The sequence below is a fragment of the Acidovorax sp. genome, from assembly GCF_046314175.1.
Classification (GTDB): domain Bacteria; phylum Pseudomonadota; class Gammaproteobacteria; order Burkholderiales; family Burkholderiaceae_C; genus Acidovorax.
Genome location: NZ_JBKBXG010000123.1, coordinates 1 through 11,935 on the forward strand (window position 1 = coordinate 1; position 11,935 = coordinate 11,935).

Below are 11,935 nucleotides of genomic sequence, written 5' to 3' on the forward strand. Positions count from 1 at the left end.
TAGCCTTCGATGATGACCGAGGCCAGCCGCATGTCGCCATGTGGCCCGACGATGCCCAGCTCGCGTTGTGCCTTGGCGTCCTTGCCTTCCTGCGCCGTGCTTGGCTTCTTGCTGGCGGCGGGTTTCTGTGCTGAGTCCTTGTCTTTGGAAGCCATTCATTTCCTCACACGATAGTGCCCCTCCAAAGGAGGTCGTTCCAGAATGGTGGCGTGGGTGGCGGCCGCGTGGCGTCAGCAAATGGCTTGACATGCCCTACTGGATGGGCGCGCGCCCATGCCGTCATCCGTGCAGCATGCGCGGTCAAAACAACAGCAAAGGCAAGGACGGGGGGGAGATGATCAGCCGAAGGGGGCTGGACGGTGAAGGGAGTCCAACTGTTGCTTCTATGCCGCATGGGTGCTTGTTTTCAGCGATTCGATTTATTTTTTACCCCCACTTTTTCCCCATCGCCATTGGTTCTATTCCCGTGTTTCGCCAGAAGTAGAAACAGGGTAGCAGGTCACCCCAGCGCCTTGCACATCAGCACCAGCTCGCGGTGCTCTGAGCGCACATCAATCACGCTCTCGATACCGTAGGTGGTGCCCCCATGGATCACGCGGTCCTGGCTGGTCATCCATGGTCGAAACCGCATCCTGATACGGGCCGTCACCTCAGACTGCGCGGCCTGAGCGGCGATGAACTCCCGGCCCGTCAGCGGCTCCACTGCCGCCCAGCAGGTGAACAGGGGCGCCCAGGACTCGATGGGCTGGCCCAGCTCGTCTTCGGTGCTCGTGTAGCGCTCCACCGTCACGCGCTGGTCAAGGTCGCCCGCTTTCATGCGTGGACCCGGTAGGGGTTCAGCAGAGCCTCGAAAGCCGGGTTCTTGTAGAACTGCCGTTCGCCCTGGCTCTCACGGTGTTCGTACAGCGTGCCCACCAGCAGTAAGGCGGCAGACTTCACCGGGGGCGGCGCGGTGTCGTCCACATCGTCCGCATCCATGTTCATGTAATCGGCCACGGCGGTGGTGGCGGTGGCGATCAGCGCGCCCAGCAGTGCGTCTTCGTCGTCGTGGTCAACGCGGCAGTGCAGCTTCGCTTCGTCCAGGGTCAATAGTGCAGCCATGATGGTTCCTCAGTTGTAGGGGTGCCAGCGCCGTGGGGAAAGGTAATCAGGGCCCAGGCTCGCATTGGTGAATCACTCACTTCTGCGCGCCGTCCGTGAAAGCCCACTCGCTGGCTGTCGGGGTCGGTTTCATGACACGTCACTGGCCGACTAAAACGTGTCCTGGCTAGCCTTGCGGCGCCCCCAGGCAGGGCTAAACAAACGTGAAGGCATCGAACCCCACGAACTGGGCTTGTTCGGCCCTCGATGCCACGCCCATGGCCATGGCCAGGGCCTGCAATCCATCGATGCGGCCGGTGGCCTTGGCCTTGTCCAGCTTGCGCGCGCCGGTCGGGTCTTTGGTCACCACGGCATTGGCGGCGCACATGGTCAGCACCGGGTGTCCACCGTGGGCGATGCGCCCATTCAGCAGCTCGGCTTCCAGCGCATCCAGCGCGGGCGCCATGTCCTTAAATCCTTGGCCCCACTCCACGAGCGGAAGGTCTGCGCCGATCTTGTCCAGCTCCTTGCGCAGCAGCTCGATGCGCCAGCGGTCATAGGCCACGGCCTGCACGTCCAGCTCGGACAGCAGCGCGGCCATGTCTTGGGCGACGTGTTCGTAATCAACGGTGGCGCCTGGCGTCGTGTGCAACAGGCCCTGGCGTGCCCACAGGTCATATGGGGCACGATCACGGCGGGCACGGTCTGCCAGGCCGATTTCAGGGGTCCAGAAGTGGCACTGCACCTGCCACACGTCATCCACCTGGCCCACGATCACCAGGGCCGTGAGGTCAGTTCGCGCCGATAAGTCCAGGCCAGCGAACACCACACCATCAAAGGGCAGCACGCGGGCGGCGCAGGACTTCCACACGTCCGGGCTGATGAACGGCGAGACAGTCGAAACCCGCTGATTCAGCAGCAGATTGCGCGCGGTGTTCTCCATGCTCGGCATCCGCTGCGCCTGCGTCAGTTGCTCGCGCAGGTCGTCCAGGCTGCGGAACGTACCCAGGGCTGGATTGGCGGCGCGCCATGCGCTCTCGTCCAGCAGGTCGCAGCCCTCGGGCGCTTCGTACACCTGGCAGACGATGCGCGGGTCTTTGCTGGCCCTGGCGTCGTCAATCCATTGGCTCAACAAGTCGGCATCGTTGGCAGCTTGGGTGCTGATAGCGATCAGCAGCGGCGCTTCGTGCGCGCCCTGGCTGGTGGTGATGGCGTCGATGAAGTCGGACTGCGGACCACGCACCTGGCCGATCTCATCCAAGATGGCGAGCGCGGGTGAAAGGCCGTGCGCCGTCTTGCCGTCCGCTGCGAGGGCTTTGTACTCAGTGTTCAGGGGCAGGCCTAGCAGGCGCTTGCCACTGGGCACGATCCGCACGATGGCCGACAGCTTGGGGGACAGCTGCACCATCTTGCTGGCCAGGTTGAACACCAGGGCGGCTTGGTCCCGGCTCATGGCACCGGACACCAGCTGGCTGTTTTGCTTCGCTTCGGGTCCTACCAGGTGGGCCAGCAGCAGGCCAGCAATCAGCCCGCTTTTCCCATTCTTGCGGCTCACGCTCAGGATGGCGCGGCGGGTGCCTGCAGCGTTGTCGTAGATCGCCCGGATGAACTCTTTTTGAAAGTCGTCCAGCACCAGCGGCTGGCCCACCTGCGCGCCATCGGGCACAAGGCAGTAGCCCTGAATAAATCGGATGACTCGCTCGGCTCGGCTCATACCGCGCGCAGCCTCGGGATTAGGTCGTCGCCTTCTTCCTGGCGGGCCTTGCGCTCCAGCTCCAAGGCCTTGGCGGCGTCTTCGGACTTGCCCACGGTCGCCTCGGCGTGGACGTGCAGGACGCGGGTTAGAGCCACGGCACGGCGGGCCAATGTTTCCACCACGGCGGCCAGCGGGTGCGGCTTGTCGCCCAGCAGGTAGCCAGCGGCGGCCAGGGTTGCGTGCAGGTCTTCAATGTCGGCCTGAGTGCGTGCCAGGGTCGCGGCGGTGGTCAGATCCACTTCGGTCCAGGTGTCGCGGGCGCGGGCCAGCATGATGGCGTTCCAGAATGGGCGATCACCGAGGCGCAGGGTGACGTGCGCGGGCGGTTCCAAGGGTCCAAGGGCTGCGGCTTGGGTTGCAGCAATGGCGGCTGCGGCAGAGTCGGAGCGCTTGCGGCGGGGCGTCACCTTCATGGCTCGTTTCCTCGGTTAGCGATTGCGTAAGGGGAACAGGTCGGTTCTGGGCCATCGGTTGCCCGTGATTTCTCATTCCATGGATGCGACGGGTTGATGGGGTTGCCCTCGGCATCGCAGCCCATGCGCGCCGGTCTGCCGTACATGTCGGCCATCGTCTTGATCGAGTGGCAATGCTTGCAGCAGCTCACCAGGTTCTCCCGGCTGTTGTCCGCTGGATCGTTGTTCTTGTGGTCCACCTCGGTGGCGGGCGTGATGACACCTGGCGGGCAGTATTGGCACAGCGGCACCTCAGCCAGTACCGTGCGGCGCAGTCGATACCAGGCTTCGGAGTTGAGCGGCAGCAGTCGCCCGTTGCCCTTTTTGGTCCAGCGCTTGGTGCGAATGTCCGCAATGGTCAAAGGCTTGCGCGGCAGGTCGTCGGCCATCTTCAAACCGCGTGCCTTCCAGGGGTCCAGCATCTTCACGCCGTGGCCTCCTGTTGCTTGCTCGGGTACGGCAGCGGCGCAGGGGTGGCGCTGGGTGCTGGTGCCTTGGGCTGGTCGTCCAGGCCCTCGATGGCGGGCAGGTTCTCCAGCTTGCGGGCTTCGGACTTGAGCATCCATCCGTCGCTGATGCCGGAGCTGTAGAAAGCGGCGCGGTTGGTGGCATCGCCACGCAGCAGCCCTTCCACCTGATGCTCGGCAAAGTACATGCGGCGGCCTGCGTCTGTCAGGCACTTGGCTGCAATGCCTTGCTCCCATGCCACCAGGTGGCGGCGTAGGGTTTGGGTCACGAACTGGCGGGCCATCTCCACGCTGTTGGAGTAGTTGCCGTTTCGCAAGTCCCCGATCACAGTGGGCGGGCACCGGAACAGGCGGGCCACTTCTTCCACAGAGAACTGGCGTGCGGCGATCCACTCGGCATCCTCCAGCGTCATGGACAGGGCCTGAAAGTCCACGCCTTCTTCCAGCACAGCAGTGCGGCCCGCGTTGCTGCCTCCAGCGTGTTGGCTGGCCCAGCTCTCGCGGATGTTGGTGCGCTGTTCTGGCTTGAGCTTGCCGGGAAACTTGAGAACCCCTAGCAGCTTGGCGCCGTTGGTAAAGGTGTTCACCCCATGCTCACCCTCAGCAATGGCCAGCTCCACCACGCTGCGGGCTGCGGCGATGGGCGAGATTCCCAACACGCCGTCATCACCCAGGCGGTGGCGCAGGTGCAGCACCTCATGAGCCAGCAGCCGGTGAACGATGCCCTTCGTGTCGATGTAGTCGTAGGCCAGCTTATCGCCCACGCGCAGCACTGAGACACGATCAGGGGACAGGGGCCACAGCTCCCGTACCTGGCCATCCCAGCCGCGCACGATGCGGGCAAAGGCGTTGCCGCGCAGCAGCACGGCGGCCTGCATGTACTCGCGGAACTCCAGGGCGGTCTGCTCGGGGTTGGCTTGGTCGTGCAGCACCTTGTAAAGCGGGTGGTCTGATGCGCGCTCGCGGTCGTCGCCGTTGCGCTTGAACAGGATCAGCGGCAGGCTGGCGGTCGTTTCGCTGATGGCTTGCACGCAGGCATAGACAGCGCTCACGCCTTGGGCGGTCTTGTCGTTCACCGGACCATTGCGCAGGCTGGCGAAGTTGCTCCAGTACGGATCACCGCCGGAGACGCTGCGGCGCTCCAGGCCGATGGCAGACAGAGCGCGGTTGATGATGCTCATACGGTGTCCATCCATGCGCGGTTCAGGTCAACAAAGCCCTGTTGATGCGGGCGGCTGCGCATTGCTACCGTGGTGTCTGAATATGCTGGGTCTGAGGTCAAGGTGATTTCCACCAGGTCCACGTCCAGCAGCTCGCGCACCAATTGCGCACCGCGCTGTTCCCAGCGGTCGCCACCGTCGCGCACCTTGAACCCAAAGGAGCAGCCCGCCACGTCGCCACGGTCCACCAAGATGGCCAGATCACGCCCATGGCTGGTGTCAGGCAGTGCCAGTTGAAAAGCCAGTCCATGCGCGTCCTCTCGCAGTTGCAGCGTGCCGCCTCGGGTGGTTCCCAGGAGTGCGGTGCCGTCGTGGTGATACAGGGCGCGAATGTTGGAGCCCGTCGCCAGCGATTTGGCGAAGGCACCTTGCCGGATGACCTCTGAAAAGTCTCCCAGGACTGCCTCGGAATTGAACACGGCGGCGTAGCCGGTCAATGTCTTGTTGCCGGTCGCCTTGAGCGTGCCGTGTCCGCGAAGCTCCAACATGTCGCAGCTCCTTAGATGGCCAAATCGTCGGCCACCACGAATGCCTCGGGGTGTCGGACTGCGGCGTCCACCGTGGCCATGGCGCGGATCAGCACGTTGCCCTTGCTGTAGGCGCCCTCGGCGTAAGGGTTCACCAGAATGTCTACTTCGGACCAGATGCCCAACATCACTTGGCTCCAGTCGCCAGCGATCACGCGGCCCGTGTTGGGGGTGCCGGTCTTTTCTGCAACTTGGTTGGAGAAGTACGCGGGCAGGTCGCCCACCTTGCCGCCCTCCAGGATGTAGCCCGCAATGCCCGCGGCCTTGAGGGTGCCTGCCAGCTTGGCCTTGGCCTTGGTGCTGGCCACGATGTTGGCGGCGCTGGCGTTCACGATGTCCAGCTTCTGCAGCATGGCCAGGATGTTCTGCCAGCTTAGAGTGGCGAGGCTCGCGGTCTGGATGCCGCTGGTGGACAGCACGCCCACCGGCTCATTGGTGCCGCCGCCCTTGATGACTGCGCTGTCGATGGCTTGGGCCAGCATGAAAGACAGGTCATCACGCACCAGCTGTTCAATGTCGGGCGAGCTTTGCATGATGAGCTGGCGGGACTGCTCGGTGATGCCGCCCGCGTGCTTGGGGGCAAGGGTCACGCCGTCGAAACTCATATCACCTGTGGGCAATGCAGCGTTTTCAGCCACCCAGCCAACCGTGGTGCCGGTGCCGTGCTTGGGGATAGACAGGTTGCCCGACAGGCCCGACAGCACGCGCACGCCCAGGCGGCGGGCCAGCAGCGAATTGCGGAAGGGCTCGATGTACTGGTCTGCGCGGTGGATGGTCGGCACCAGCTCGGGAGCGGTGCCGGTGGTGTTCACAGCACGCGACTCGATGGCCGACAGCGGGACAAACACACCCTGCGCCTTGCGGCCGGTGCGGCGTTCGGTTTCTTGCGCGAACTCAGCAGCGGCGCCGGAAAGGCTGCGGCCCTCCATCTGCGCGCGGATCACTTCCACCACGTTGACCTGGCGCTGTACCGCAGAGAAAGAGCGGTCGCCCACCGGATCACCAGCGGCGCGGCGCTCGCAGTCCTCCATGAAGGTGGCGCGCTGTTCGTCGGCTTCAAGGCCGGTGATTTCTGCCTTGAACTTGTCGAAGGCCGATTGCTCGGCAGGGTTCAGGCTGCGCTTTTCCGTTTCGGCGGTGGACAGGATGCGGCGGGCTTCTGCCACCTTGTTGGCGCGGGCTTCACGAATGGCTGCGAGTTGCATAAATTGGGCTTTCAAAAGGTGCCCAATCGAACGACGGGCGGTTGCTGATGAAAGCGTTTTACGTGCGCGCGCACGAGCTGGGAAGGGGGCGCGCGCACATAAACCAGCCCTGAACTTTGGCGAACAATCAGACGTGAAAAGCTAGTTGCCCCGCAGTCGGCTTTTCTGATTTTTCCTCGTGGGTTGCTTGTGGGTTACCCATCGAAAACCCACTGGGTTTATCAAGCGGCTGTTCCGTTTCCTCAAACTCTGCGCACCACTCGCTGGCGAGGTCTTGAAGCGCCTGCAACTGCGTCACCTCGTAGGTTAGATCCGCGTGCCGGTGGTCACTGTGCTGCGTCATCCAGTCGGTGATGGCGTCAATGCGGGCGCGTAGGCCCTGCATGCGGCGCTGCAGGGTGGCGATGGTCTTTGCCGCTTGCTGGTCGCTTGCGATGATTCCGAACTGTTGGCACACGGCGCGCAGTTGCCACGGGTGAACCAGCACCGAATGTGGTTCTTCGATTCCGTCTTGCTGGGTTAGCAGAAGGGCCCGCCCATGTTCGTCGTTTATTTCTTCGGCGACCAGGTGGTGGTGGGTCAGTTTGTCGGTCATGGTCTTGTCTTTCAGTGTGTGGTTTCAGGCTCAGGAGATGGCATCTCTAGAGGGTGTACGGGAGACGTACTAGGCGAGGTGGCAGAAACGGCCTTGATAGGTACGGAAGACGTACTAGAGGCGGTGGCCCCTAGTACGGGAGACGTACCTATCAGCGCCTTCCCTAGTACGGGAGACGGTCTAAGACTTGCGTTTTGGTAGGCACCCCGCACGAACGTCTCGGCGGCCCCTGCGTCGTAGCCTGACAACCGATCCAACGCGCGCCACGTCACCGCGTACCAGCTCGCTTTATTCGGTCGGTGGCCCTTCACGGTTTCGTGAATGAAGCCCGCTGCAATCAGGTCGTTTTTTGCACGGCTGATAACGTCCGGGCTATTCCATCCACGCTTCCCAAGGTATGCGCGCGAGGCAAGCAAACGCCCGTTGTTGTCGCGCACGAACTGACGCGCGATTTCCAGCAGCAGCGCCCGCGCGGGGTGGCTCAGGGCGGCGTAGGCGGGGCAATCAAGCACCGACCAGGGCAGCGCCACAAAGCCGCCCGAGTCGCGCCCGGTGTCGCCCCGCTTGCCGCTATTGCGGCCGTTCGCCATCTGGCTCTGATACCAGTTCGTAAACGGCGATGCGCGGGTGCAGAAAGCCTTCGTCGTCCCACATGTCGATTCGCTCCACAGTGGGGATGTCGTAGCCGAACCAGTCTTTCAGCTCTTTTATCCGCACGGCCGGGGCGATGATTCCCGCCCTGCGCAGCTCTATCGTGTTGCGCTTGCCAGTCCGCAGGAGCCGAAGGAGTCGGTCGTACTGGGCTTCCGTTGCGGTGGACTTCGCGCTAAACTGCAGGTGCTTTTGTTTTTTCCGGATGGCTCCAACTGCGCTAACAGTCGGGGCCATCGCCTTTTTCGGGGGGAGTTTTTTCATGCTGCCCCCTTTGCGCGCAACCAGTCGGTGACGCTACCGGCGACCCAGCGGGTGCAGCGCGTGCCGTCCTTGATGGGCTTGGGAAATTTTCCGTCTGCCACCTTGCGACGAATGCTTGATTCAGACAGGCCAGTGACAGCCGTGACGGTTTGAATTTTCAGCAGTGCATCTTCGATCTTCACAGCGTCGAGACTCTGCGACAACGCGCGTTTGCTGTGGGTGGTGGTCGGTTGAACGCTCATGCCGTCACCCCGCTATCAGACGCTTCCCAGAAAGACTTGGGCGGGTTTGTTTCGGCTTCAAGTTTGCGCTGCCATTCGGCGGCAGCATGGGCGCTTATGTAGCGGCGGCGGCCAACCTTGTACGTGGCCAGGCGCCCGCTGGCGATTTCTTCGTAAGCGCTTGTGCGTCCGACTTTGAAATGCCCGATGAACTCCGGGATTGTGAATGCTTGGTGCGTCATGTCCAGCCCTTTCTTGGCTACTGGCTCCCGGTGTTCGCTGCGGTATGCAGTGATTCGCTTGGGCCATGGACATGACTGTAAAAATGGCGCGCGTTTTGGATGGCCTACCTAACGTAGAAAAACGCCCTCTTAGGTCTTGGAAAAAGGTTTCTTTCGATCCTTGAGGCGACCGTCCACTCCCTTTACGTCTAGCGGGTCGGACAGGTCAAAAACGGCGTTGGCAATGTGAGCGATGGCCGTGCGATGCTCTTCGCCAAACTCGCGCTCCCCGAAATGCCAAGCAAGCCTGCGCACAAACACGGTAACCTCGGGCTGGTCCTTTTTTCGTGTTACTGCGCGGACTGGCAGGCCATCAAGATGCTGTTGCGCAAGCTCGGCGGCCCAGTCCAAAACTTCGCAGATTGCCAGCGGATAACCGAAACCAAAATGACCAACAGCGGGCAGCGTGTGCCAGCCTACATCGATGGGCACATCTGGCATATCTTCGGCTTGCAACTCGTACCGATCAAGGTATGCAGTCCGCCCTGGCAACGACGAGGATTTGATTGCGGTCTTGAGCTTTTTGGCCTGCGTGATGATGCTCTCGATATCCTGCCGCTCTTGCGATGAACTGGGCCTGGCCATCTCTGCCAAAGTCTGCTCATATGCTTGGCGCACACGGTCCACGACTCGCCACAGCTTTGGCTCGTCATGGCCGAAGAAGTCCCATACCGGGGCTCCGGCTTCGCTTGCCAGGGCCTTCAGTACATGCCGCGTCGGGGCTGGCAATCGCGGGTTTTCTGCAAGCCGCTGTTGCAGCAGCTGCATGGCTTTGGATGGCTTTGTCATGCGTTCCCTCACGCTCCATTAAAAGTGCCAGCCCAGCCCGTCAGACGAAACGGATTGCACGCCATCGCGCTAGGGCTGGCGAATGGGATTAAGCCAGCGACTTGATCAAATAGTTTTGACGATGGAGAACATAGGCCAGGCCGTCACCAGCGTCCCCACCAGTCCAATCGGCTGAGTGGTAGCGAATATCGAAGCGCTTCAGTGCGACAGCCAGCGACGAACCCTCATACCCAGCGGCATTGCGGATCTCATCAAGGAGGTCACGCGCCTGGCTTACCCATAGCACCAGATCACCCAGTGCGGCGGCCTCGTTCGCCCTGTCTTCAGTATCGTCATCGCGTCGTTGGTTTACAGTTTCGGTAGCCATGGTGAAAGTCCTTCTTTCGTTGTGGTCAGACAGCCTCGGCGCTCGAATCGCCCTGGCTGTCGCCTTGCCGCAGTCAAGGCCCTGCAGCGTAGCCAAAAGAATCAGTCCGGAAGAAACCTCCCGGCGCGCCCATAGGCTTGCAGTAGGCCCGCCCAAATTGCGTCACCGTTTGGCGTGCTGCGATCTGCTTGAATGTCCATCAGCTCCTCTATGTGCTTAATGGCTTCCTTGCCCCCCAGCTCTCCGAGGCCCGCAATGGCGGCCAAAACAAACTCAAGCTTTGCCGAGTCGGTGAAGGCGCGAAGCTGGATTGCTATTGAGGTTTTGGTGTGTTCGATCTCGTTCATCTGTTCCTCCTCTTTTGCCCTGCTTGATCCGGCGCAGGGCTTGCCGGTTTCTCATGCGCGAAGCGGGATCACATCCGCGCCCTGGCGCAGCTTGTCCAAGTAGTCGGCCCACTCCACCATCATCTTGCGGCGCTGTGCCATGTAGGTGGTGCGGTCGTAGGCCATGCCCAACGGCCCGGATTTCCCGTGGGCCAATTGCGCCTCGATCACCTCGGGGTCTGTCTCCAGGTGTTCGCCCAGGATGGTCCGGGCCATCGCACGGAACCCGTGGGCGGTCATTTCGCTGTTGGTGTAGCCCATGCGGCGAAGCGCGGTGTTCACGGTGTTGTCACTCATAGGACGTTCGCCGGTCAGCAGTGAGGGGAACACGTACCGGCCCGCGCCCGATAAAACGTGCATTCGCTTGAGGCAGTCCACGGCCTGCGGAGCCAACGGGACCAGGTGAGGCTTGCCGGTGCGCTTGCCTTGAACGGTGCGCTTCATGGATGCGGCCGGAATGGTCAGCAGGCCGCCTTCCAGGTCAACCCATGCCCATTCCATCTGTCGGATGTTGCCGGGGCGCTGGAATAGCAGCGCGGACAGGATCAGGGCCTCTCGCGTCGTCGGGTGCCCGTGGTAAGCATCAATGGCGCGCAGCAGTTCCCCGGCCTGCTTTGGCTCCAGCACGGCGGCCATGTGCTTGACGATCACGGCCTGCAAAGCACCCCGCAGAGCGTGGGCGGGGTCTTGGGTGCATCGGCCTGTTGCCATGCCGTAGCGGAACACCTGGCCCGCGTACTGGCGCAGGGAATGGGCGGTTTCGTTCTTGCCCCTGGCCTCCACGCGGCGCAGAGTCTCCAGCAGCAGCGGCGCGGTGATTTCAGCGATAGGCAGCGGACCAATCCAGGGAAACAGGTTTGCCTCTTGCAGCTTTATCCACTTCGTGAAATGGGCATCGCTCCATTCCTTCGCCTTCAAGGCGTGGAACTCGCGGGCGACCTTCTCATAGGTGGTGCCCGAGTTGACGCGGGCGGTGGCCTTGTCGATCTTTCGGCGCTGCACCGGGTCGCTGCCTTGAGACAGAAGCCTGCGGGCGTCATCCCGGTTCAGGCGCGCTTCTTTGAGCTTGACGGCGGGGTAGCTGCCCAGCGAAAGCCGCTTCTCTTTGTTGTCGTAGCGGTACTTCCAGAACCAGCGCTTTGCCCCGTTCGGAGTGACCTCCAGATACAGCCCGCCAGCGTCGGTAAAGCGCACGCGCGGCTTGTCGTCTGGGCAGGTGGCGGCTTTGCAGGCAATCTCGGTGAGCATGGGGGAACAAAACTCCAGGAAAGGGGGCAAATTTGCCCTGTTCCCCCAGTTTGTACCCCCTAATGTTCTGCGCTGCAATGGCGGAACATGACAGCACTTGACGGCTCAAACTAGCCTAAGTGCTTGATTTGATTGGGTTTTTGACTGTTTATGACTGGTTATGAAAGTCATAAATGGAGCGGGTGAAGGGAATCGAACCCTCGTATGAAGCTTGGGAAGCTGCCGTTCTACCATTGAACTACACCCGCCTTCTGTAAGCCGTTGACGGACAACGGTATTTCAGTGAGGCCTGTGAAAACACCGGCTTGGCAGTTGCCGCGCCAGAGTTTCATCAGCAGCCGTATTGTAGCCACGCGGCGGCGCGCCCGAAACGGGTTTGGCCAGAGGCTTGCGTCCCATGTTTGCGCCCCTTCGGCGGGATGCAGA

Annotated in this window: 17 protein-coding genes and 1 tRNA gene; all 18 read right to left on the reverse strand. The window is 62.1% G+C overall.

Annotated features, from left to right (window positions below):
• Nucleotides 1–499: 499 nt before the first annotated feature.
• Nucleotides 500–817 (reverse strand): phage head closure protein, encoded by a 318-nt coding sequence (locus tag ACK4OE_RS23335; RefSeq protein ID WP_409888583.1) that lies wholly within the window; start codon nt 815–817, stop codon nt 500–502.
• Nucleotides 814–1,101 carry a head-tail connector protein gene (locus ACK4OE_RS23340; RefSeq protein WP_409888585.1) on the reverse strand — a complete coding sequence of 96 codons (288 nt, stop codon included), beginning with the start codon at nt 1,099–1,101 and terminating at the stop codon, nt 814–816. Before ACK4OE_RS23340 ends, ACK4OE_RS23335 begins: the two co-directional genes overlap by 4 nt.
• A gap of 193 nt (nt 1,102–1,294) precedes the next feature.
• Nucleotides 1,295–2,794 (reverse strand): terminase large subunit, encoded by a 1,500-nt coding sequence (locus ACK4OE_RS23345; protein WP_409888587.1) that lies wholly within the window; start codon nt 2,792–2,794, stop codon nt 1,295–1,297.
• Nucleotides 2,791–3,249: a TerS protein gene (locus tag ACK4OE_RS23350; RefSeq protein ID WP_409888589.1), complete on the reverse strand. Its 459-nt coding sequence runs from the start codon at nt 3,247–3,249 to the stop codon at nt 2,791–2,793. Before ACK4OE_RS23350 ends, ACK4OE_RS23345 begins: the two co-directional genes overlap by 4 nt.
• Complete coding sequence (locus ACK4OE_RS23355; RefSeq protein ID WP_409888591.1) at nt 3,246–3,716, reverse strand: HNH endonuclease signature motif containing protein; 471 nt, start codon at nt 3,714–3,716, stop codon at nt 3,246–3,248. Before ACK4OE_RS23355 ends, ACK4OE_RS23350 begins: the two co-directional genes overlap by 4 nt.
• On the reverse strand, nt 3,713–4,936 hold the full coding sequence (locus ACK4OE_RS23360) for a phage portal protein (protein ID WP_409888593.1): 1,224 nt from the start codon (nt 4,934–4,936) through the stop codon (nt 3,713–3,715). Before ACK4OE_RS23360 ends, ACK4OE_RS23355 begins: the two co-directional genes overlap by 4 nt.
• Nucleotides 4,933–5,463 (reverse strand): HK97 family phage prohead protease, encoded by a 531-nt coding sequence (locus ACK4OE_RS23365; protein ID WP_409888594.1) that lies wholly within the window; start codon nt 5,461–5,463, stop codon nt 4,933–4,935. The genes ACK4OE_RS23360 and ACK4OE_RS23365 overlap by 4 nt, the downstream gene beginning before the upstream one ends.
• 11 nt (nt 5,464–5,474) lie before the next feature.
• Nucleotides 5,475–6,707: a phage major capsid protein gene (locus tag ACK4OE_RS23370; RefSeq protein ID WP_409888596.1), complete on the reverse strand. Its 1,233-nt coding sequence runs from the start codon at nt 6,705–6,707 to the stop codon at nt 5,475–5,477.
• Between the two features lie 127 nt (nt 6,708–6,834).
• Nucleotides 6,835–7,302 (reverse strand): hypothetical protein, encoded by a 468-nt coding sequence (locus ACK4OE_RS23375; protein WP_409888598.1) that lies wholly within the window; start codon nt 7,300–7,302, stop codon nt 6,835–6,837.
• A 570-nt stretch (nt 7,303–7,872) separates the two neighbouring features.
• The gene (locus ACK4OE_RS23380; protein WP_409888600.1) at nt 7,873–8,217 is read right to left on the reverse strand and encodes a hypothetical protein; all 345 of its coding nucleotides are present in this window, start codon (nt 8,215–8,217) and stop codon (nt 7,873–7,875) included.
• Nucleotides 8,214–8,459, reverse strand: a complete 246-nt coding sequence (locus ACK4OE_RS23385; protein WP_409888602.1) for a helix-turn-helix transcriptional regulator — start codon at nt 8,457–8,459, stop codon at nt 8,214–8,216. Before ACK4OE_RS23385 ends, ACK4OE_RS23380 begins: the two co-directional genes overlap by 4 nt.
• Nucleotides 8,456–8,680 carry a hypothetical protein gene (locus ACK4OE_RS23390; RefSeq protein ID WP_409888604.1) on the reverse strand — a complete coding sequence of 75 codons (225 nt, stop codon included), beginning with the start codon at nt 8,678–8,680 and terminating at the stop codon, nt 8,456–8,458. The genes ACK4OE_RS23385 and ACK4OE_RS23390 overlap by 4 nt, the downstream gene beginning before the upstream one ends.
• A gap of 129 nt (nt 8,681–8,809) precedes the next feature.
• On the reverse strand, nt 8,810–9,508 hold the full coding sequence (locus tag ACK4OE_RS23395) for a hypothetical protein (RefSeq protein WP_409888606.1): 699 nt from the start codon (nt 9,506–9,508) through the stop codon (nt 8,810–8,812).
• A gap of 88 nt (nt 9,509–9,596) precedes the next feature.
• Nucleotides 9,597–9,875: a hypothetical protein gene (locus ACK4OE_RS23400; RefSeq protein WP_409888608.1), complete on the reverse strand. Its 279-nt coding sequence runs from the start codon at nt 9,873–9,875 to the stop codon at nt 9,597–9,599.
• 101 nt (nt 9,876–9,976) lie between these two features.
• Nucleotides 9,977–10,222 carry a hypothetical protein gene (locus ACK4OE_RS23405; protein WP_409888610.1) on the reverse strand — a complete coding sequence of 82 codons (246 nt, stop codon included), beginning with the start codon at nt 10,220–10,222 and terminating at the stop codon, nt 9,977–9,979.
• Between the two features lie 51 nt (nt 10,223–10,273).
• Nucleotides 10,274–11,509 (reverse strand): tyrosine-type recombinase/integrase, encoded by a 1,236-nt coding sequence (locus ACK4OE_RS23410; RefSeq protein ID WP_409888612.1) that lies wholly within the window; start codon nt 11,507–11,509, stop codon nt 10,274–10,276.
• A gap of 174 nt (nt 11,510–11,683) precedes the next feature.
• A tRNA-Gly gene (locus ACK4OE_RS23415) sits at nt 11,684–11,757 on the reverse strand.
• Nucleotides 11,737–11,935 (reverse strand): hypothetical protein (locus ACK4OE_RS23420; protein ID WP_409888614.1); only part of this gene is annotated, 199 nt, incomplete at its 5' end. The genes ACK4OE_RS23420 and ACK4OE_RS23415, both read right to left, overlap by 21 nt.